General features: G+C 36.5%; 21 protein-coding genes and 1 tRNA gene. 12 read left to right on the forward strand and 10 right to left on the reverse strand.

The genetic code is table 11. The annotated features are described in order from the left end of the window. Window positions 1-58 precede the first annotated feature (58 nt). From A9G13_RS02775 to A9G13_RS02795, 5 genes are all read left to right on the forward strand, one after another. The gene (locus A9G13_RS02775) at window positions 59-268 is read left to right on the forward strand and encodes a hypothetical protein (protein WP_176701937.1); all 210 of its coding nucleotides are present in this window, start codon (window positions 59-61) and stop codon (window positions 266-268) included. Between the two features lie 558 nt (window positions 269-826). Continuing rightward, entirely contained in the window at window positions 827-2,086 is a 1,260-nt protein-coding gene (locus A9G13_RS02780) for an MFS transporter (RefSeq protein WP_065556091.1), read from the forward strand. A gap of 103 nt (window positions 2,087-2,189) precedes the next feature. Continuing rightward, a complete protein-coding gene (locus A9G13_RS02785) occupies window positions 2,190-3,203 on the forward strand; it encodes a 4-hydroxythreonine-4-phosphate dehydrogenase PdxA (protein WP_065556092.1) in 1,014 nt (337 codons plus the stop codon). A 76-nt stretch (window positions 3,204-3,279) separates the two neighbouring features. Next, window positions 3,280-4,557, forward strand: coding sequence for an MFS transporter (locus tag A9G13_RS02790; protein ID WP_065556093.1), 1,278 nt, complete (start codon window positions 3,280-3,282; stop codon window positions 4,555-4,557). Between the two features lie 20 nt (window positions 4,558-4,577). After that, on the forward strand, window positions 4,578-5,507 hold the full coding sequence (locus A9G13_RS02795) for an amidohydrolase family protein (protein WP_065556094.1): 930 nt from the start codon (window positions 4,578-4,580) through the stop codon (window positions 5,505-5,507). 111 nt (window positions 5,508-5,618) lie between these two features. Here A9G13_RS02795 and A9G13_RS02800 read toward each other — a convergent pair whose 3' ends face one another. From A9G13_RS02800 to dhaM, 7 genes are all read right to left on the reverse strand, one after another. Then, window positions 5,619-6,572, reverse strand: a complete 954-nt coding sequence (locus A9G13_RS02800) for an amidohydrolase family protein (RefSeq protein ID WP_065556095.1) — start codon at window positions 6,570-6,572, stop codon at window positions 5,619-5,621. Window positions 6,573-6,574: 2 nt separating this feature from the next. Next, window positions 6,575-7,831 (reverse strand): MFS transporter, encoded by a 1,257-nt coding sequence (locus A9G13_RS02805; protein WP_065556096.1) that lies wholly within the window; start codon window positions 7,829-7,831, stop codon window positions 6,575-6,577. Between the two features lie 535 nt (window positions 7,832-8,366). Next, window positions 8,367-9,341 (reverse strand): sugar-binding transcriptional regulator, encoded by a 975-nt coding sequence (locus tag A9G13_RS02810; protein WP_065556097.1) that lies wholly within the window; start codon window positions 9,339-9,341, stop codon window positions 8,367-8,369. A gap of 18 nt (window positions 9,342-9,359) precedes the next feature. Continuing rightward, complete coding sequence (locus A9G13_RS02815) at window positions 9,360-10,139, reverse strand: triose-phosphate isomerase (protein ID WP_065556098.1); 780 nt, start codon at window positions 10,137-10,139, stop codon at window positions 9,360-9,362. Between the two features lie 34 nt (window positions 10,140-10,173). Then, window positions 10,174-10,827, reverse strand: a complete 654-nt coding sequence (gene dhaL / locus A9G13_RS02820) for a dihydroxyacetone kinase subunit DhaL (protein WP_065556099.1) — start codon at window positions 10,825-10,827, stop codon at window positions 10,174-10,176. Window positions 10,828-10,845: 18 nt separating this feature from the next. Further along, a complete protein-coding gene (locus A9G13_RS02825) occupies window positions 10,846-11,844 on the reverse strand; it encodes a dihydroxyacetone kinase subunit DhaK (RefSeq protein ID WP_065556100.1) in 999 nt (332 codons plus the stop codon). A 16-nt stretch (window positions 11,845-11,860) separates the two neighbouring features. Then, window positions 11,861-12,244 (reverse strand): dihydroxyacetone kinase phosphoryl donor subunit DhaM, encoded by a 384-nt coding sequence (gene dhaM, locus A9G13_RS02830; protein ID WP_065556101.1) that lies wholly within the window; start codon window positions 12,242-12,244, stop codon window positions 11,861-11,863. Window positions 12,245-12,538: 294 nt separating this feature from the next. On the opposite strand from dhaM, the gene A9G13_RS02835 reads away from it, so the two are divergent. The 5 genes from A9G13_RS02835 to A9G13_RS02855 all read left to right on the forward strand — a co-directional run bounded on the left by A9G13_RS02835 (window position 12,539) and on the right by A9G13_RS02855 (window position 17,234). Next, on the forward strand, window positions 12,539-13,384 hold the full coding sequence (locus A9G13_RS02835) for a sugar phosphate isomerase/epimerase family protein (RefSeq protein WP_065556102.1): 846 nt from the start codon (window positions 12,539-12,541) through the stop codon (window positions 13,382-13,384). 314 nt (window positions 13,385-13,698) lie between these two features. Continuing rightward, window positions 13,699-14,460, forward strand: a complete 762-nt coding sequence (locus A9G13_RS02840) for an IclR family transcriptional regulator (protein WP_065556103.1) — start codon at window positions 13,699-13,701, stop codon at window positions 14,458-14,460. Window positions 14,461-14,502: 42 nt separating this feature from the next. Further along, entirely contained in the window at window positions 14,503-15,471 is a 969-nt protein-coding gene (kdgT, locus tag A9G13_RS02845; RefSeq protein ID WP_065556104.1) for a 2-keto-3-deoxygluconate transporter, read from the forward strand. Window positions 15,472-15,533: 62 nt separating this feature from the next. Then, window positions 15,534-16,370: a 5-dehydro-4-deoxy-D-glucuronate isomerase gene (kduI, locus tag A9G13_RS02850; RefSeq protein ID WP_065556105.1), complete on the forward strand. Its 837-nt coding sequence runs from the start codon at window positions 15,534-15,536 to the stop codon at window positions 16,368-16,370. A gap of 69 nt (window positions 16,371-16,439) precedes the next feature. Beyond that, window positions 16,440-17,234 (forward strand): gluconate 5-dehydrogenase, encoded by a 795-nt coding sequence (locus A9G13_RS02855; RefSeq protein WP_442902789.1) that lies wholly within the window; start codon window positions 16,440-16,442, stop codon window positions 17,232-17,234. A 189-nt stretch (window positions 17,235-17,423) separates the two neighbouring features. Here A9G13_RS02855 and ppsA read toward each other — a convergent pair whose 3' ends face one another. Beyond that, window positions 17,424-19,805 (reverse strand): phosphoenolpyruvate synthase, encoded by a 2,382-nt coding sequence (ppsA, locus tag A9G13_RS02860; RefSeq protein ID WP_065556107.1) that lies wholly within the window; start codon window positions 19,803-19,805, stop codon window positions 17,424-17,426. A gap of 268 nt (window positions 19,806-20,073) precedes the next feature. On the opposite strand from ppsA, the gene ppsR reads away from it, so the two are divergent. Then, entirely contained in the window at window positions 20,074-20,898 is an 825-nt protein-coding gene (gene ppsR / locus A9G13_RS02865; protein WP_065556108.1) for a posphoenolpyruvate synthetase regulatory kinase/phosphorylase PpsR, read from the forward strand. A 32-nt stretch (window positions 20,899-20,930) separates the two neighbouring features. On the opposite strand, the gene A9G13_RS02870 is transcribed toward ppsR, so the two are convergent. Beyond that, window positions 20,931-21,002: transfer RNA gene (locus A9G13_RS02870), tRNA-Arg, on the reverse strand. A gap of 125 nt (window positions 21,003-21,127) precedes the next feature. Between A9G13_RS02870 and A9G13_RS02875 the strand changes: the two genes are divergently transcribed. Beyond that, a complete protein-coding gene (locus tag A9G13_RS02875; protein ID WP_065556109.1) occupies window positions 21,128-21,886 on the forward strand; it encodes an MlaA family lipoprotein in 759 nt (252 codons plus the stop codon). A 28-nt stretch (window positions 21,887-21,914) separates the two neighbouring features. On the opposite strand, the gene A9G13_RS02880 is transcribed toward A9G13_RS02875, so the two are convergent. Then, a complete protein-coding gene (locus A9G13_RS02880; protein ID WP_065556110.1) occupies window positions 21,915-22,763 on the reverse strand; it encodes a TIGR03915 family putative DNA repair protein in 849 nt (282 codons plus the stop codon).

A 22,763-nucleotide genomic window follows, 5' to 3' on the forward strand; every position in this document is an offset into this window, starting at 1 on the left:
AAAGCTAAACAACGCTTTAAGTTTGAACCGAAACGCGGTTGGCGCTTAATTAGTGATAATGGCGGTAATCGTTGCTGCTGATTTGGGTAGTTGGATTGCCGACGGTGCGGTACTAAATCGGGGATTAAATCGCGGACTAAATTATCACTTCGGTGAAATGAGTCAACTACAGTGTGCTGAGATAGATTTTGGACGTAAAGCTGCCAGTGCTTGTGTCTTGTGTCTTGTGTCTTCCAGTATAAGGCATGATGAAGATTCCGTCAAGTAATTTTATGTTTTATTTACACTTTTTCCATTCGAGTGCGCGAAAATTAACCTCCGCACCACTCAACGCTAAAAGTATATCGCCTTGATAAAATTTAACTACTATTTTGTTAAGTTTATTTGTAAAGAATAGTAAAGATGAAGGCATTGGCTTTATTTTTAAGCTGGGTTTAGGGCTGATTTTTATACTGAAACATATACCTCTCAGGAAACATCTTGACGGGGATCTTAAGCAACAACTTAATTTGGTCGATTTTTTATTCCTCCACTTACTATTTAATTCAACCCGTTCAAAAGAATAATATGATTACTTTTGTTTGTGTAAATATAAGCATAATTTTAATAAAAACTTAGTTAACATTAGAAAATAGTCATTAGTGTGATGCTGATCAAGGTTATTAGTACAAATTAATTGTTATAATGCCATAACTAAAGTTTATGAATAGAACAAATGAAACAGTCTGTATAACTATTAGGTTAATTAGTAAACGATGTGCCTAACTAGTGAGTACTAATAAGACAATTAATAAACTTTGAAGTTTACAATAAGAGGCTATAACTAATGATTAAAGAGCGTGTAAAAATATTAGCATTATTTTGTGCTATGTCTTTTTTGATGTATGTGGATAGAGTTAATTTAGCTGCTACAGGAGGTTTAATAAAACAAGAATTAGGAATGAGTAATACAGAGTTAGGGCTGATATTTTCTGCTTTTGCTTATACTTATTGTATATTTCAAATTGTTGGCGGTTGGTTTGTTGACCGTATTGGTGCTCGCAAAATGATTCTTATTTGTGGGGTTACTTGGGTTACAGCAACTGTTTTAACCGGTTTTGTGGGCGGGTTTGTGTCGCTATTCTTGTGCCGTTTACTGTTAGGTGTTGGTGAAGGTGTGGCTTTACCTTCGCAAGCTAGAGCAATTACCTTTTGGTTTAAAAGGAGTGAAAGAGGTTTAGTGCAAGGTTTAACTCACTCTTTTTCACGCTTAGGTAATGCTATTACACCACCAATTATTGTTTTGTTAGTGTCATTCCATTCTTGGCGTTCAGCATTTTGGATTTTAGGTGGTTTTACGGCAGTTTGGGCTATCATTTGGTTCTTTAAATTTAAAGATGACCCAAGAGAAGCTGGTGTAAATGAGCAAGAACTAGAAGGTATTCCTCATTTTGAAAAAACCGGATTAGGAAATAAAAACGCAGAACCTACGCCTTGGGGCCCGCTACTCAAACGTATGGGGCCGACTATGGCGGTGTACTTCTGCTATGGTTGGACTAGCTGGTTATTTTTTACTTGGTTACCTACATTTTTTATGCATGGTCGCAATATGGATCTTAAATCTTCGGCGCTATTTACCACCGGGGTGTTTTTGTCTGGCGTTGTTGGCAATACTGCGGGCGGGGTGATCAGTGACAAGATATTAAAAATGACCAATAATCTAGTAACTGCTCGCCGGAATGTAATCATTTTTAGCTTTATTTGTGCTTTATTATTACTGATCCCAGTTACTCAATCTGATTCAATGTTAGTAATGACAATTTGTATTAGTATTGCCTTCTTCTGTTTAGAATTAACTATTGGGCCTATTTGGGCAGTACCTATGGACATTACCCCGAAATATGTGGGTATGGCTAGTGGCTTAATGAATGCTGGTTCTGCGATTGCGGGTATTATTTCGCCAATTATTTTTGGTATTATTATCGATAAAACTGGTAATTGGAGTTTGCCATTTTATGGTTCAATTGCGTTATTAATTGTTGGGATTGTATTAACCTTCTTTATGCGCCCAGACCGACAGTTAATTGTGCCTTCTAAAAATAAATAATTAGAGTAATTATAAGGGTGATTTAGCCTTTATTTTAGGTTGTGATGAAAAATATGTTGTTATGAATATATCGTTATTCAATTGATTATAAAAAGGTATCATTATGAAAAAACCAACTATTTCTCTTGTCTTAGGTGATCCGGCTGGTATTGGCCCTGAGTTAGTCGCTAAGGTATTATCTAAAGATGAGAATAGAAAAAAAGTAAATATTATTATCATTGCTGACGAAAGGGAATTGCTTAAAGGGATGGAAATTGCCCAATTAAAATTCCCCTATAAGCAAATTAAAGAAGCAATGTTACCTAATTTAGTATTTGAAGAAGGGGTTCCGGTTTTAATCGATCATAAATGTACTAATCCATTGCCATTAGAATATGGTAAATCTACCGTCCAAAATGGACAATATATGTTAGAAACACTGCAAAAGGCAGTGGATTTTACATTAAAAGGCTATTCACAAGCTATTTGTTTTGCACCTTTAAATAAACAAGCAATGCACATGGGTGGCTTAAAATACCGAGATGAATTGCACTGGTTTGCAGAATTAACCGGTTTTAAAGATTTTGTGTGCGAGCTTAATGTGGTTGATGATATTTGGGCGGGGCGAGTAACTTCTCATATTCCGTTTAAAGATATTGTTTCTAGCTTAAGTATTGAAGGTGTAGTTGATGGTATTGAGTTACTAAATAAAACCTTAAAACAAGCCGGAGTCGAAAACCCTAAAATTGCTGTGCAAGCACTCAATCCTCATGGTGGTGAAAATGGTTTATTTGGTGATGAGGAAATCACAATTATTAAACCAGGCATTAAAATTGCTAAGGAAAGAGGCATTGATGTTTATGGACCATACCCAGCCGACACAACCATGAAGGAAGTGCAACGATTAGGTATTCATGGGGTGCTGTCTATGTATCATGACCAATTTGCAACAGCACTTAAGTTGCTTGGCTTTGAACGTGGAGTTACGGTTCAAGGTGGGATCCCTATTCCTATTGCTACTGCTAATCATGGTACCGCTTATGATATGTATGGCAAAAATAAAGCCACACCACAAGCTTTCCAAACCGCTTTTGATATTGTGGTAAATATGGCAACTAATATTCTTAAAAATAAATAACTATTTTATTAGGTAATTTAGTCATTTTTATTAGGTAATTTAGTCTTTTTATAAATTACCTAATTAAGGAGATGTTATGGATAATAGATCCAAACCATCCAGTGTCCGTTGGCTCGTTTTCGGTATTATATTTATTTTAGTAGTAATAAATATGATGGACAGAATTTGCCTTTCTATTGCTATGCCAACTATTGCCAAGGAGTTTGCCCTTTCCCCGACTATGCAAGGCTTAGTGTTGAGTAGTTTTTTCTGGGCATACGCTTTATTGCAGGTTCCTGGTGGTTTTCTTATTGATAAATATGGCCCTCGGAAGTTAGTTACTGCTTCTACCCTTTTTTGGGGCGTGTTTCAAACTATTGCAGGATTTTCGACCGGTGGTTTATTCCTGTTTGCTACCCGTTTGGGTTTAGGTGCGGCTGAAGCACCTTTATTTCCAGCTGGTGGTAAACTGAATTCAACTTGGTTGTCTGCAAAAGAAAGGGGTCGTGGCGCTGTTCTCATGGATAGTGGCGGACCTTTAGGTGTGGCATTAGGTGGAATTATTATTGCCTATCTTATTGCTGCTATTGGTTCTTGGCGCATTGTTTTTGTTTTAGCTGGGTTGTTCACGATTGTGTTTAGTTATGTTGCTTGGAAATATTTGCGTGATACACCTAAGGAACATAGTCAAGTCAATCAAGCAGAATTAGCCTTGATTGAAAGCCAAAACATTGAAGCAAATGTGATTAATAACGCCACAAGTCAACTTAGTGATAAACAACAAAAAGTACCAGTTAATTCGATGGTCGCTATTATGTTTGGGCGCATCTCTTGGGCGATGATTAATTTTGGTTTATTAACTTGGGGACCAAGTTATTTGGCTCATGCACGGGGGTTTAATCTAAAAGAAATTGGTAGCGCAACTTTTATCATTTTCATTTCTGGAGCGTTGGGATCGCTTTGTTGCGGTTTTTTGGCTGACTTCTTGGTAAAAAAAGGTTATCGACAAAGTGCAGTACTTAAAGTCCTACTCAGTTTTTCTGGCTTGGTGATGGTTGGAGCATTCCTTTTATTACCGACATTGAGTGATCCTATTATTGCAATTTTGGTATTATCGATCGCCGCCTTCTTTTTAATGTGGGGCAGTTTATATTGGTGTTTCCCTGCCTTATTGGCACCTAAGAATAAAGTTGGCATTGTTGGTGGCACCATGAATATGGCCGGTAGTATTGGTGGAATAATTGTTTCATTATTGGTGGGATTAATTATTCAAATGACCGGTGATTATGATAATGTGCTAATGTTTTTCTCTAGCTGCGCGATTGTTTTTGTATTAGGTACCGTGTTGATTAGATTTAACTATAAAAATAGTTAGTACGGGAGGATGTAAGTAAAATGGAAAATAAACTTTATGATGGTCCAATAATTGATGCACACCAGCATTTTTGGCAACCAGCGATTAATCCACACCCTTGGTTAGCAGCTGATGTTTTAATCCCATTTCGTTATGGTGATTATTCAGCAATTAAAAAAGAGTTTTTACCACCGGATTATTTACAACTAGCTGCCCCAAAGCACAATGTGGTAGCAACAGTTTATATTGATGCCGAATGGGACCCACAAGATCCACTTGGCGAAACTAAATATATTCACCACATTGCCGAAAAATATGGTATGCCTAATGCAGTAGTAGCTCAAGCTTGGTTAGACGCCGATGATGTTAACAATGTATTAGCTAAACAAACCCTTTACCCTTTAGTTAGGAGTGTACGCCACAAACCTGGTGGTGCAACAACCCCAGAAAAAGCTAAAATGGGTGAAAAAACCTTGATGAGTGATGATAAATGGCTTCAAGGTTATGCTTTGTTAGAAAAGTATAATCTTAATTTTGATTTGCAGACTCCATGGTGGAACTTTGCTGAAGCATCACAGTTAGCTAAGGATTTTCCAAATACGTTGATTATTCTGAATCATACTGGTTTACCCTCCGATCGTTCCCCTGAAGGTTTAGCTGCCTGGCATAAAGCTATGAGTTTATTAGCCGATAACCCTAATGTAGTGGTTAAAATTTCTGGAATTGGTTTAAAAGGTATTCCATGGAAGATTGAGGATAATTTGTGGATCATCCAAGAAGCTATCGCCATTTTTGGGGTGAATCGGGCTATGTTTGCCAGTAACTTCCCTGTTGATAGCATTTGTGGTTCATTTGATACTATATTTTCTGGTTTTAAACAGGCAACTAAGTCATTACCTTATCAACAACAATATCAGTTATTTTATAGTAACGCTAAAAATTATTATAACACTCAAACTATTAAAATTTAGTAGTATATGAGTTTAAAAAAGGTTGTTTTCATTTCTGAAAAGCAACCTTTTTTATTTGCTATCATGGTGTTATGTTAAATTAGCGTGTCACCCTGCTATTGGTTATTGCTATCATAGTTCTAAATCAATACGATAAAATTGTTTAGCGTTATGCCAGAAAAACTTTTCCTTATCTTCTTGGGAAAAGTCTTTTAAAATGGTCAACATTGCCGCAACCAAGTCATCGTAACTGATTCTTAACTTAGAAACTGGGAAGTTACTCGCAAAAACGCAGCGATCAATACCAAACATGTCAATAGTTTCAAGGATCACTCCGCGGTTAATATCTACCGTCCAAGGATCATTTAACAACCCTAGCTCGGAAATTTTTACCCAAACATTTGGACAGCTAGCTAAATCCTGCATTCCTTGACGCCAAGCATTTAAACCTTTTTCACTCCTATCCCAAGGGAAGCCCGTATGATTTAAAATGATTTTAGTGTCAGGGAAGGATCTGGCTACGTTTGCCGCTTCATCTAAGTGCCAATATGGTACCCGTAGATCCCATGATAGATTAAATTTTTCTAATAATGCAAAACCTGCTAACCAGTTTTTATCTTGCATACTACCTGGGGTGCCATATACGCTTGCTTTTAATTCAGGTGTCTTGGCAGTAACGGGTTTACTCCGAATACCACGTACAGTTGGGAATTTAGTGTGTTCAGCTAAAATTTTTTCACAAGTATTAAGGTGAAACCATACATGTGGTAAGATCGCATTAGGGAAGCCAAACTCTTGGGATTGTTGATATACCCATTTGGTTTCCTCTACTTCGTTAGCATAGTCATGATCAGCCTCACAATGAACGGTGGCAAGAATCATTTGGTTTTGAGTATCTTTTAAATAGTCTTTAGGTAGGTAATTTTTACGGATAGCCGCGTAATCTCCTAAAAAAAATTCTTCTGCTTTGGCTAACCATGGGTAATAATTGGAGTCCAAATTCCATAAATGATGGTGCGCATCAATAATAGGAATTTTACCGGTGCTGCGGGTGGTTAGACCTAGTTTTTGATGAATACTTTTCATGATTACTCCTTCCTTGCTGGTGTCACTGATGCTAACGATAATCCACAAACAAACATGGCAGCCGCCATAATCATAAAGCCGGCTAATGGAGTGCCTGTTACATCAATTAACCAGCCCACTATGTAAGGGCCAAAGAACCCACCCAAATTACCTATGCCACCAATTAATCCTAAGGAAAGTGCTAATACTTCGGTTTTGATGACTAATGGCGGTAAGGCAAAAAATGCGCCATGAATGTATAAACCACCGCCAACTACGCAAAGGAAAATGAATTGCATTGTTGCCGATGGGAAGAATTGCCCAATTAGTAACGCTATAGCCGAAATAGTCAGTGGCACCAATGAGGATGATTTTCGTAACCCATATCTGTCTGCTTTAACAGATATATAAATCATACCAATCAAACCAATTAAATATGGTATTGCAGTTAAAAAGCCAACAATACTCGGCGATGATTTCGAGATGTTAGTTATGACTTGTGGCATCCACATTGTGAAGCCATAAAAACCAGCACAATATAAAAACCAAGCAAAAATTAGAGTTAAGACCTTGGTATTTTTGAATACGTCACGGTATCTTGGTGAATCTTCAGTGGTACGTTTTTGTTTTAATTGTTCGTCCATAGCTAGTTGTTGCATTATGTAATCACATTCATCTTTTTGCATCCACCATGCTTTATCTGGTCTGTCAGCAATCATGATGTACCAAACTATTGCCCAAATAATTGGTGGAATACCTTCGATTACTAATACTGTTCGCCAACTAAAATATTCTAATAGTACTCCAGTAATTGGCGCAGCGATAATTGCAGAAATAGGGATACACATAAGCCAAAAGCCATTAGCACGAGCTTTTTCTTTTTGTGGGAACCATCGAATTAACATTACTAATGTTGCTGGTTGGATCCCCCCTTCAAACACTCCTAATACAAAGCGGGCACAGAGTAATTCTTCGGTGCTCCTAACTAACCCAGTCCAAATGGCTGCTAGTCCCCATAATGTCATTAAAATGAAAATTGTTTTTTTACCACTCCATCTTTCAGCTAGTAACGCAGCGGGTACTTGTAAAATTAGATAACCCAGAAAGAATATTCCGGAAGCAACCCCTTTAATACTGTTGCTTAAATGTAAATCTTCCCCCATATAGGGCAAAATAAAAGAGAGATTAGTACGATCTAAAAAAGCTAACATATACATTATGCTGGCAACTGGTATAAAATAAATCCAGCGCTTACCTATTTTTGATTTACATGTACTCATATAGACATCCTTTATAAAAATAAGTCATGTGACTTGCAGTTGGCGATTTCTGGTTATTCACTTGAAGTTAATAATTCCTAGTTAATAACTTTAAGTTAAACAAGTTTCGTTCAAATGTATGTTAATATAACATTTGATTTAAAGGTAATTGCCAATGCTGTTTTTGTGATCTATATCTATTATTAATATTTATTGTTTAATTATCTTAGAATATGCCTGATTATTTGCTTAATTTTGTGATCATTTTGTTGAACATATGTTTAACAAAATAATTATTGTCGATGAATCTAGCAATAGTAAAATCATGTAAAGGAGGCATTAATATAAGTGCAGTTATATCTATTTTTTTAGAGCATTACAGTTATATTGATACATTTAATATTTATATAGTTATTAATATGAATACTAATGTAAGTTAAACTTATTAATTTGAATGAATCGATTAAACGGTTGCATCAGGAGATCTACGGTTAAATTTACTTTATAGTCGCTAGATGCATACGCGTTTACCTTATAGTTATTAGCATTAAGGAGGTCATTTGATTTTGTTTTGTTGTAAGCTCAGTACTGTTCTAGCATTAGAGGCACTAGTGGCAATAATATCAATTACCCCTGAGCGTAAAGCACCTAAAATTGCTGTAGCTTTAGTGTTTTCCGAGGCAATAGCAATCACACATGGAATGTTGCGCAGTTCTTCTATGCTTAAACCTATTACGCGGTCATTCATGGCAGTGTCAATAGGATCACCATTAATATCAAAGAATCCATAACCAGCAATATCACCGATAACACCTTGATTTAAAGTGGCATCTGTTATTTCTTGTGGAGTGAACCAACCTAATTGCACCATGTAACAGTTTTCGTTCATGTCCCCAAGACCAACTAGGGCTATATCAGCTTTAGAGGCTCGTTCTAAGGTATCTTTGATTACACGATTCTGAATGAAGGCTTGTTTTAATTCACGATTTTCGACATACGCGGGTGCATATAAGGTTTCACTAGTTGCGTTAAATTTACGGGCTAAACTACGACTGATATGGTCAGCATCAATTAGATCACCAACTCGTTGCGTGCCACCAATGCCACAAATAAATTTACATTGCTTTTCTGGGAAGACACCCACATGACTAGCAACCGCGGCTACATTTCGCCCTTGACCAACGGCAACGGTCATACCATTTTTTAAAACACTAGATAAATAATTAGTGACCAACGATGCTACTTGTCGGCGTTGTTCATCTTCATCTTGATGATCTAATGCAATAAGTGCTCGTTTAATACCAAAATTATTTACAAATTGTTGTTCAATGTTGGAACTAAAGATTGGATGATATTTGACATTTATTTCAACAATACCTTCAGCTCGGGCTTTTTTTAGCAAACGACCTACTTTAATACGAGAAATCCCAAACCGTTGCGCTATTTCTTCTTGTGTTTGTTCATGTTCGTAATAAGCAACTGCAATTTCGGTCAGTAGTTCAGATTCTTGCTTATCTTCAAATATACCCATCATATTCGCCTTGTTATATTAATTTTGCTGATTAATAGCAGATAATATATTACAAAAGCCGCTAGCTTGCCATGCACTTCGCCCAATAAATAGTCCATCAATATTCGGTTTGACTATTAATGCGGTTGAATTTTCTAAATTAACACTACCCCCATATAATAAAATCATTTGCTGAGCTATATCGTTACCATAAACTTCAATTAAAGCCGCGCGTAATTTTTGATGAATGTATTCTGCTTCATCAGGAGTAGCTGGAACTCCTTGATCACCAATGGCCCAAATTGGTTCGTAGGCAATCATAACTTGTGTAGCTTGTTGTTTATCAACGCCAGACAAGGCAATTTTCATTTGTTTAACCACTACTTCCGCAGAAACGCCCCATGATTTTTCTTCAGCACTATCACCAATGCATACTAAAGGTGTTAACCCATGCTTTAAGGCTGCTTGTACTTTTTTATTAACAGCAAAATCAGTTTCGCCAAAATATTCACGGCGTTCAGAGTGCCCCATTTCTACTAGTTTTGCACCGGTGTCCTTGACCATAACAGGTGAAATTTCACCAGTAAAAGCCCCAGCATCTTGATAATGCATATTTTGTACACCGGTTAAGCAATTTAATTTATGTGTTGTTATGTAGTCTGTAACTTCACGGATGCAAGTGAATGGTGGAATAACAAAAGGCTGAATATGACTTTTTAGATTTTCGGGATAAAAAGTCTTAAACTGTTCACAAAATAATAATGCTTCAGCCAGAGTTTTATTCATCTTCCAACTGGTACCTATGTATATTTTTTTCATATTTAACCTTTTATTTTGTGCTAATAATTGATACCTAGTTAGGCAATTTTTTTAGTTGTTGTAAAAATACATCCATAATCATCCATGATGATTCCGAACCAGCATCGCGGTGACCGATCGCTCTTTCACCAAGTCGCATTGAGCGACCTTTTTTGGCAATAAGTGGAATGGTGTGATCAGAACCTTTTTTCATTTCGGCTACGCAATTTGCCAATGTTTGTACCGGATCGTCACCCTCTTGGTATTGTTTTAATACTTCCAGTCCAGGCAGCAAAGCATCAATCATGGTTTTGTCATCAAGTTCAGCTTTGCCCCTAAGTTGAACCGCTTCAACACCATCTTGATACATTTGGCAAAATTCTTTAAAGGTAACTTGCTGTTTATTAGCTATATGAGTTGCCATTTTCATAAAAAAACTACCATATAATGGGCCTGAAGCGCCACCCACTTTACTTAATAGGATCATTCCAACTTTTTTCATTAATTCAGCAATGTCGGCAGTTGATTGTTCTAAAGTTGGTAGCTGTTTAGATACTTCACGAAAACCTATGGTTAAATTAATACCATGATCGCCATCACCTATATCGGAATCTAATTTACTTAAGTGATCACGATTTTCTTCCGCCATTAACGCTAACTGTTTAAAAGTTTCAATAAAATAATTTTTATCTAATATAAGTTGTGCCATATTTAATCTCCTAAACAATTAATATGCAATTTTAAAATATGGAGCGTCACATGGATGATCGAGTAACTGTTTAAGTTCGTCATCGATTTTGATTATGGAGATAGAGATCCCAACCATGTCCATCGAGGTAACATAATTACCAACTAATGGCTTATGAATGCTGATGCCATTTTCATTTAATAATTGGTGAGCTTTACGGTAGCAGATATATTGATCCATCAAAGCTAAGCCACCAAGTCCATTTATTAATAATTGGACTTCATCACCAGCTTTAATATTTGAGTCCTTTAATAAATAAGCTATCAGTTGACTAACAACGATATCAGCTTTTTCAAGCTTGGTTCTTTCAATACCTGGTTCACCGTGTATACCCATGCCGACTTCCATGTCACCATCTTCCATATCAAAAATAACTTCACCAGTAACAGGCAATGTGCAGGACGATAAAGCTACCCCCATGGAGTAAGTATTAGCATTAGCTTTTTCGGTTAAGGCTTTAACTTGGTCGAGATCATAACCTTTAGCCGCGGCACTGGCGGCGACTTTAAACACGAATACATCACCAGCGACACCGCGACGATCAGCTATGTTTTGTGAAGAGTAAATATCGTCGGTGACTGTTACCGATTCTACTCTGATGCCATCGGCAGCTGCAAATTCGGCACCCATGTCAAAATTCATTACGTCTCCAGCATAATTACCATAAACAAATAAGCACCCTTTACCTGAATCGACCGCTTTAACTGCTTCATAACAATATTCCGGTGATGGTGAAGTGTTAACATTACCTACAGCAGCCGCATCAGCAAAGTCTTTACCTACATAGCCAATAAATGCTGGTTCATGGCCAGAACCTCCACCAACAATAATACGTACGCGTGGTTCTTTACTTATTTTTTTGCTGATAATAACTCGATCACAATCATCTTTTAACTTTACATAATCACTATGTGCTAAGCAATAACCTTCTAGCATTTCTTCAACTACATCGTAACCATCATTAATTAGTCTTTTCATTACATACCCATTTATGTTAAATATTTTCTAATTCATTTAGAATTGCATCTAAATCATCGTCAACTAAAGCTTGTACTGCTGCAACAAACGAACCTTCAATTAGAGGTGCATCGACTAAAAGAATTTTTTCCTTTAATTTTTCATCACTAATAAGATCTATGGCCGTTTCAGAACTTAAAATGGCACTACCTATATCCGCAAAAATGAGTATATGTTTATCATCTTGGCATTGTTCAATGATTTCCATAACGGCAATCGGATTAGTACCTAATCTGCCATCGTCGGTACCACCAGCAGAAAATATTTTTACATTATCTGAAGTACCTACCATTTCATCAATCATTTCTTTTAACCCATCAGTAATTTTTTTACTGTGAGAGACTAAAATAATACTAATCATTTATTTCCTCTTGGTATTTATGTCACTTATCATCCCAATGAACAAAAGTTAACAATTAAAACTTTTGTAAAAAATTATAGCTATAACTCATAAATTTAAAAGAATTATTAGGAAAAAACGTGATTAAGATCCCAATATATTATTAATAAAATAATTCTTTACCGTTGTTTCTTGTCGAGAACAGAATTTATGATATATGATTAATGGTCTTTTTTTATATTTGATAATTTATGTTGTTCTAAATATCAATCATTGTTCAAATGATAGTTCAATTTGGAACATTAGGGGAAGCATATGAGTAATTCATTACAATTAGCAGTTAATATGTCCATTTATGATGGTTATGACTTAGAGGAAGCGTTATTTTCAGTTAAAAAATGCGGTTATAATTATTTTGAATTAGCATACAATTTAGGCTATGTGAGTAAAGTCAATTCTGAACTATTTAGTGAAGATAATGCAAATTATATCAATAAATTAAAACACAAACATAATTTAACTGTGTCCGCACTTGGTTGTACTATGAACTTAGCCGATGATAATATGGTCGCAGCTTTTAAAGAAAGAATTAAGTTTGCCCATATGATTGGAGCTCCTTTCCTGAATACTTGCGTAGCTAAAAAAGATGAGCACAATGTTGTGGTCGCCAATTTAAAACAAATTGTGCCAGATCTTAATAAATATGGCTGCATTTTATGTATAGAAAATGCCGGCGATTATGATTATAACGCTTTTACCTCATTAGCTGATGGAGTGAATATGTTAAATGAGGTGGCTAGCAATGCTATTGCTTTAAATTGGGATCCAGGAAATATGGTTACTTATGCGGCCCATTTGGATATTAATCAACAAGCCATGGATGCTATCACTTATTGTAAGCATTTCCATATTAAGGATGTCAAAATTATTAATGAAGAATTTTACTTTTGCGCTATTGGCGACGGCATTATTGATTATTCAGAAATCGTGAAGCAATTAGCGGTTAAAAATATTCCTGTTAGTTTTGAAATTCCACTTAAAATGCATCGGTTAAAAGATAGTACTCCGATTAGAAGTGAACATAAAGTTGATATTGATATCATCGAAAACACTCTAGTGGCGTCACTTAATTATGTTAAAAAATTGGTGAATGTTAAATAAGTACATTATGCTAGCCCATAGTCATGAGTAATATGACTTGGTAACTGCATGTTAATTACAAATACTTAAACAATTGCCCTGGTTTATTACTAAAACAGGTTATTACTAAATTTTCTTTAGTGTAATCTGCTCATTAGTGTTTTTTGCTATCCAGTTATTCACCTATTCAATTAACTATTGTTATTTGCAATTTAAATTTGTGTTGGTAAAATTTATCCGTTTTTTGCTAATTTTGTGATCTATGTCCAGATTGATTTATTTTTTTCTGTTATTTTGTTCTAAATATAAAACAATGAGTTTCATATATAGAACTTATGGATAATTTAATTAACAGTAAAGCCCCAGCAGCAGTTAGGTTAATCTCGATTTTAAATTATATTGCCAATAATGAGGATGCCAGTTTTACCGATCTATGTAAAGCCTTATCCATTCCCAAAAGTAGTACTCATTACTTGCTGGAAGTATTAACAACCTCTCAATTTCTTCGTCAACGTTGTGATGGCCGTTATGTATTAGGTTTACGCTTATTTGAACTTGGTGGGCTATCAATTAAAAACATTGACCTACGAAGAGAAGCCATTGAATTTATGCATGAATTAGTCAATGTAACTGAACTTACTAGCCATTTAGGAATTTTGGACGGTAATCGTGGCTTTTTTCTGTCTAAAGTCGAATCACCTAAGGCGATTGTAAAAACATCATGGGAAGGGAAAAAAATTATTTTTAATCGCATGGCATTAGGTAAGGTTTTGTTAGCTTGGCTACCAGAAAGCCAAATTCTAGAAATACTTGAGGAATGTAATTTTGAGCCACGTACAAAAAATACAATTACCAATAAGCATGACTTTGTACAACACTTAAAATTAGTTAAACAACAAGGATGGGCCATTGATGATGGGGAGGATATAGCTGAAATCTGTTGTATCGCAGCGCCTATTTTTAATAAACGAGGTCAAGTTATTGCCGCATTAGGCGTTAATGGAATGCAATCTCAATATGCAAATGGGAAAAAACAACAACATTTAAATAATTTATTAATAACCTGTAAAAAAATATCTGATGTGATTAATCATTGATGGATATCAATATGTTTAATATTTAAATTGAAAGGAAGATGTATGCAAATTAAAAAAGCCATTGATAAAATCCCTGGAGGATTAATGTTAGTACCTCTATTTTTGGGTGCCTTATGTAATACCTTTTTCCCCAATGCTGGGCCATATTTAGGTTCGTTCAGTAATGGTTTAATTAAAGGTACTGTGCCAATTTTGGCTGTTTGGTTCTTCTGTATGGGGGCTTCAATAGAATTAAAAGCAACCGGAACCATGTTAAGAAAATCTGGTGTACTGGTGGTTACGAAGATAGCTACAGCTTGGGTAGTTGCACTTATTGCCGGTAGTTTTTGGACACATGGTTATATGGTTGAAGGTGGTCTTTTTGCTGGTCTATCAATTCTAGCTTTAGTTGCGTCTATGGATATGACCAACGGTGGTTTGTATGCCGCACTAATGAATCAATATGGTTCCAAAGAAGAAGCTGGTGCTTTTGTGTTAATGTCGTTAGAATCCGGGCCTTTAATGACCATGGTTATTCTTGGTGCTTCTGGTATTGCAAGCTTTGAACCTCAATTATTCCTAGGTGCGGTATTACCATTTTTGATTGGTTTCCTTTTAGGTAATATCGATCCTGATTTGCGTAAAATGTTTGGCAGTGCAGTACAAACATTAATTCCATTCTTCGCATTTGCATTAGGTAATGGTATTAAGTTGCAAGTTATTGCCCAAACTGGTTTTACCGGCATTCTTTTAGGTTTATCAATCATTGTTATTACAGGTATTCCGCTAATCTTGGCCGATAAATTTTTAGGTGGTGGTAATGGTACTGCGGGTATTGGGGCATCGAGTACGGCTGGTGCGGCAGTTGCTACACCAATGTTAATAGGTGAAATGGCACCAGAATTTAAACCAATTGCTCCGGCTGCTACTGCACTTGTGGCCACTAGCGTTATTGTGACTTCAATTGTGGTTCCAATTTTGACATCACTTTGGGCTAAACGTTTTGGTAATTATAAACCAAGTGATAATTAGGAATTAACAAATTAGTTTATTGTGTAATTTTCTTTAACCGTTTTATTATAGAGGTAATTATTGTGGATATAAGACAAAGCATTCATAGCGATCACGCTAAACAACTTGATACCACAGGATTGAGAAAAGAGTTTTTGATTCAAAAAATTTTTACAGCCGATGAGTATACAATGGTTTATAGCCATATTGATCGTATTGTAGTTGGTGGCATTATGCCTGTCACTAAAACCGTTTCCATTGGTGACGAAGTGGGTAAACAATTTGGTGTAAATTATTTTTTAGAACGTCGGGAATTAGGAGCAATTAATATTGGCGGTGACGCTACTGTGACAGTTGATGGAGTAACTTATCAAGTACGCAATAATGAAGCTATTTATATTGCCAAAGGTTCTAAACATGTTGAATTTGTAAGTGTTGATCCAAAACACCCGGCTAAACTGTATTACAATAGTGCGCCTGCACATGCAGTATTAAAAACTAGAGTTATTACGCAAAATGATGCCGTTAAACAAACCTTAGGTAGTATGGAAACTTGCAATAAGCGCACTATTTGCAAATATTTAGTACCAGATGTACTTGAAACTTGTCAACTAAGTATGGGTATGACACGTTTAGATGAAGGCAGTAACTGGAACTCAATGCCAACTCATACTCATGAACGCCGTATGGAAGTTTACTTTTACTTTGATATGGATGCGGACACGATTGTGTTCCATATGATGGGTAAACCTCAAGAAACCAGACATATTGTGATGCATAATGAGCAAGCTGTTATTTCACCTAGTTGGTCTATCCATTCTGGAGTGGGGACTAAACGCTATACTTTTATTTGGGGCATGATTGGCGAAAATCTAACCTTCGATGATATGGATCATGTTGCGATGCAAGATTTACGATAAATCTTATAATTGATAATTATTGATTGTCTAAAATTATTTCGTTATAAGGAGAGTTTGATGTCCAACTCGATTTTAAATAAATTTTCATTAAAAAATAAAGTAGCTTTAGTCACTGGTGCATCTTACGGCATTGGCTATGCTATTGCTACGGCACTCCATCAAGCCGGTGCAACAATCGTTTTTAATGATAGATCAAAAGAGAATCTGGAAAAAGGTTTAGCCGACTATAAACAAGCGGGTATTAATGCACACGGTTATAGTTTTGATATTACAGATGAAGACAACGTTGCGAAAGGAATTAAGCAAATAGAAAAAGATGTTGGTATTATCGACATCTTAGTAAACAATGCCGGCGTGATTCAAAGAACGCCGATGTTGGAAACCTCGGTTGCTGATTTTCGCAAAGTGATTGATATTGATTTAACTGGACAATTCATTATGGCAAAAGCTGTATTGCCATCAATGATTAAAAAAGGACATGGTAAAATCATCAATATCTGTTCAATGATGAGCGAATTAGGCCGTGAAACCATTGTTGGTTATGCGGCAGCTAAAGGTGGTTTGAAAATGCTGACTAAAAATATTTGTTCCGAATTTGGTCATGCAAATATTCAATGTAATGGCATTGGTCCTGGTTACATTGCCACACCACAAACAGCGCCACTACGTGAAAAACAGGCGGATGGCTCACGTCATCCTTTTGATCAGTTTATCATTGCTAAAACTCCTGCAGCGAGATGGGGTGAACCGGATGATTTAGCTGGTGCTGCTGTCTTTTTAGCATCGGACGCATCTAATTTTGTTAATGGTCATATCCTGTATGTAGATGGCGGAATTTTGGCCTATATTGGTAAACAACCTTAAATATTTTTATACGCAAACGTATACTTCTCAGGAAACATCTTGACAGATTAAAGTGATTTATAAATCAACTAAAATCTAGCATTAATAAAAAAGGTTGGCATGACCTATTAAGAGTCTGCCAACCTTTCTTAGATGTTACTGTAAATTAATTCCTAACTATTAAATAACACTCTGATTAAAATAGAACCATCAATGGTCAGAGGCATTAGCCAAAAATAACCAAGTATCAATTACGGTGTCAGGGTTTAGTGACAAACTATCAATACCTTGATTAACTAACCATTTGGCAAAATCAGGGTGATCCGATGGCCCTTGACCACAAATACCTATGTATTTATTATGTTTTTTACAGGCAGCAATCGCCATAGATAGCATGGCTTTAACTGCCGGATTACGTTCATCAAAGGTAGTAGCAATTGGTCCACCACTATCTCGGTCAGTACCTAATGTTAGTTGGGTCATGTCATTAGAACCAATAGAGAAGCCGTCAAAATAGGCTAAAAACTCTTCAGCAAGCACCGCATTGGCCGGGATTTCACACATCATGATCACCCGCAAACCATCTTTGCCTCGTTCCAGCCCATTGGCTGTTAAAATTTCGTTGACTTGTTTGGCTTCATTAACCGTACGTACGAATGGGATCATAATCTCCAGATTTTTTAAACCTAGTTGGTTACGCACAATTTTAATCGCTTCACATTCTAACTCGAAGCATGGTCTGAAAAATTCAGAAACATACCTAGCCGCGCCCCTAAAACCGAGCATTGGGTTTTCCTCATGTGGTTCGTAGAGTGTACCAGCAATGAGATTAGAATATTCGTTAGATTTAAAATCCGAGGTTCTTAATATCACTCGTTTTGGGTAAAAAGTACCGGCAATCATCGCAATCCCTTCCGCTAATTTTTGGATGTAAAAATCGCGCGGTGAAGCATAGCCAGATATCCGATCGCTAATAGTTTGTTTTAAATCAGCCGGTAAGGTATTAAATTCCAATAAGGCTTTTGGATGGATACCGATCTGTTTGTTAATAATAAATTCCATTCTAGCCAGCCCGACGCCATTATTAGGTAGTTGGCTAAAACTGAATGCCAGTTCCGGATTACCAATATTCATGTAAATCTTCAAAGGGATTTCCGGCATAGTGCCAAGATCTACCTTGGTTTTTTCTATATTTAAAAGCCCTTTATAGATAAAACCGGTATCACCTTCACAACAGGATGCGGTAATTGGTTCGCCTTCTTTGATGACTTTGGTTGCATTACCACAACCCACAATTGCCGGAATGCCTAATTCACGAGCAATAATTGCCGCATGGCAAGTTCGCCCTCCGCGGTTGGTGACAATGGCTGAGGCTTTTTTCATGATCGGTTCCCAATCCGGGTCAGTCATGTCGGTAACTAGCACATCCCCCGGTTGAATTTTGTCCATATCACGAATGTCATGAATAACCTTGGCATTACCTTGACCAATTTTCTGACCAATGGCGCGACCTTGACAAATAATGTCTGACTTACCTTTGATGTGGTAATTGGTTATGCTATTTTTTGATTCTCGGGATTTAACGGTTTCTGGCCGCGCCTGTAAAATATACAGTTTACCGTCTTCACCATCTTTACCCCATTCAATATCCATTGGCCGGCCGTAATGTTGTTCAATGATCAAGGCATAACGTGCTAGCTGTAAAATATCTTGATCGTTAATTGAAAATTGCCCGCGTAGTTTTTCATCTACATCGACGGTTCTAACCGATTTATTAGCCGACGCTTGATCGGTAAATTCCATTTTGATTAATTTTGATCCCAAACCTCGATGTAAAATACACGGATAACCGTCGGTCAATAGTTGTTTATGTACATAGAATTCATCTGGATTAACCGCACCTTGAACCACAGTTTCCCCCAAGCCATAGGCCGAGGTAATAAATACCACTTTATCAAAACCTGATTCAGTATCCATGGTAAACATGACGCCAGATGATCCAATGTCACTACGCACCATTTTTTGCACCCCAACAGAAAGTGCAACTTGCGAATGATCATAATTTTGATGTTTACGGTAGGATATGGCTCGATCATTATATAGTGAGGCAAACACATGTTTGATTGCTTCTTTAACATTGTCAATGCCATGAATGTTTAAAAACGTTTCTTGTTGACCGGCAAATGAGGCATCGGGTAAGTCTTCAGCGGTAGCGGAAGATCTCACTGCTACTGAAAAATCGTCGCCATAGTTTGCAACCATAGTTTGCCATGCTTGATTAATATCTGTTTCAAATTCAGGTGTAAACTCAGTTTGTAAAATCCAACTGCGGATCTGTTCACCAGCCTTAGTTAATTGGTTGATATCATCTACATCAATGCTATTGAGTAGATCTGTAATGCGTTGATCTAATCCCCCCTGCGCTAAAAAAGCGCGGTATGCAGCAGCTGTTGTTGCAAAGCCATTGGGAACTTGTACACCTTTGGCATAGAGTTGACTAATCATTTCTCCTAATGATGAGTTTTTGCCTCCCACACTTTCAACATCATCCTTGCGTAACTCGTTAAACCAAATTACGTTCTGCATAACCATAATTTACTCCTATGTTTTAAGTCATAAATAAAAAATACACTTCTACGGACTACTAACAGAGATTTTAATTATTTGCATAATTAATACATCTCTAATTCATTTTAGGTGACATTGATCCTACATTCAGCAACTCATTGGCAACAACGTGACTTAGATCATTTTATTTACACTAGCTTTACGGCCTTTACTAAATAATGATTGAAATGTTACTCCCGTTCTTCAATAATGGTCAATACCTGTTAGCTAATTGCCCACCTTTGGAATGAATATGTTGACTAAACGCACAGTTTTTTTTATTTCCGATCGCACTGGTGTTACTGTTGAAAATCTCGGTAATTCATTGCTTAATCAATTTGTGGAAATTGAATTTGAACGCTATACCGTGCCATTTGTGGATTCGGTTGAGCAAGTACAAGCGGTGTTACACGATATCAGCCAAATCTATACTTCCACTCAAGAACCTATTATTGTGATCTCCAGTTTAGTTAAAACTTCATTAAGGAAGCTATTCGATCAACAACCGCATATTTTTCATATGGATTTTTTTAGTTTATTCATTCCACCATTAGAATCTGCCTTAGGAACAAAATCGCAAATGGTGGCGGGTTTAACCCATGGTATTACTGATGAAAAACGTTATGATGCCCGCATGGAAGCGGTTAATTTTGCTTTAACCAATGATGATGGGATTACCGAAAAAAATTACTATAAAGCCGATATTATTTTAATCGGGGTTTCACGTTCCGGGAAAACGCCAACTTGCCTCTACTTAGCCCTGCAATATGGCATTCTAGCGGCCAATTATCCGCTCACTCAAGATGACTTAGATAACAATAATATTCCAAGAATGATTGCACCATATCGTGATAAGTTATTTGGCTTGACCATTGATTATAAACGCCTGAGCCGCATCCGCGAAGAACGTCGCCCAAATTCTAAATATGCCAACCCACTTAATTGCGATTTTGAAGTCAGAACTGCAGAGGCATTATTTAAACGACTTGATATTCCATATCTATCAACTACCAACCGCTCAGTTGAAGAACTAGCGGCCACTATTATGAAAATGAAAAACTTATTAACTCCAAGTTAGTTGGGGTACTAATAAATAATTGGTGGGCTTTTTGACCCCAGCAGGAATCGAACCTGCAACTAGCCCTTAGGAGGGGCTCGTTATATCCATTTAACTATGAGGTCATAGAGAGCTGTTCATTCTAATAAATTTATATAGTTAATGCCAATCAAATAACGAAAAATTTTCTATTTTGAGTAAACATGCTACAATTATACCATCTGTAATTTAATCTAATTAGTCGAAAACAATGAAAAAAAGAATAGTTGGCATGTTGTTTTCTGTTATGGCGTTAACAAGTTGTGCGTCTTATGAACCGGAAACAAATAGTTATAGCGACCCAATGTCAGGGTTTAATAAGGCTATGTTTAATTTTAACTATTATGCTGTTGATCCTTATGTGTTAAGACCAGCCGCGGTAGTGTGGAAAGATTATGTGCCTACACCTGTTCGTACCGGAGTAGTTAATTTTTCTTCTAACCTTTCTGAACCTGCTTCTATGGTTAACAACCTATTACAAGGCGAAGTTCATCAAGCTGGTGCACATTTAGCACGCTTCTTCCTAAATACTGTTTTTGGCTTTGGTGGATTAATGGATGTGGCTAGTATGTCAGATCCGCAATTACAAAAAGGCAATCAACGTAGTTTTGGTAATGTATTAGGGCACTATGATGTTCCTTATGGTCCTTATGTAGTATTACCATTCTATGGTTCAGCAACATTAAGGGATGATGGTGGTAGTGTCGTTGATAGCCTATACCCACCTTTAGTTTGGTTAGATTGGCAATGGGTATTAGTACGTGGCGTGTTTGATGGTGTTGAAGCTCGCGCGGTCGCAATTGAATATGAAGATTTAATCAAAAATAGTGATGATCCATACAACTTTATGCGTAATGCTTACTTCCAACGTCATGACTTTGTGGCATCTGGTGGTAAAGTTGATGAACAAAAACAACAACAACGTGAAGAGAGCATTAATAGCATTATTAATGATATTGACTCACAGTAATCCAATATTTTAAAACCTTTATTAGCCGTCATTTATTGACGGCTTTTTTATTTATTGTGTTATTTATTGATTGACAGTTATCCTGCATTTCAGGCAGATGTTGCCAAAATCGTTTTGGCATTTGTTGACGTTGTAGTTTTGGGTTGATCCTTTCTTTTATGGTTAAAGCCTTACAATAACGGCGCCACATTGTTTGAAATAATATTTCATCCTTACTCAAATATTGTTGATTAATTTGGTCATCAATAATTAAATTATCTTGGTCACTTAATGATATTTGTTCAATCTTTTCGAGATCATAAAAATAACCATATTGTCGTTTGTGGTCATATATTGCCCATTTTTGATCGGCATAACGATCTTCAAAAAAATCAAGTGTTAGTGGCAAGGCGTTATAAATTGGCGCAATAACAGCAAAATAAATTTTTTCTTTACCATCTTCGCCATTATGGGTAATTGAATTTTCAATGACATTAAAGCGTACGAATTGCATTAAATATTCACGTTCTTTGCTTACCTTGCGTGCGATTTCACGCACAGCGATGACATCTGCATCGGCGAAATCAGTTTCTATCGAATAGGCTGATTTAAATACTTTACATACATAACGAAAAATAACTAAATCACTGTCAGGTAATTCTGACAGCCACACATTGACTAATTGTTGCAATGCAACTTTGCTAATCTTCTTTTTTAGTGCCGTGTGTACGCGTTCATACTTATTATTACAAACTTCAACTTCATGACTTTCGGTGGTTAGTAAAGGCGCAACTTCGCCCTGAGCTAATAAACCTTCCGGCATTTGTTTTAGTTTAAAAGCATCAAAAACTGCACACAACAGCCCGGCAAAGGTTTTATCATAATAAAACACTAGCAT

The organism is Gilliamella sp. wkB178 (assembly GCF_001690705.1).
Taxonomy (GTDB): Bacteria; Pseudomonadota; Gammaproteobacteria; order Enterobacterales; family Orbaceae; genus Gilliamella; species Gilliamella apicola_K.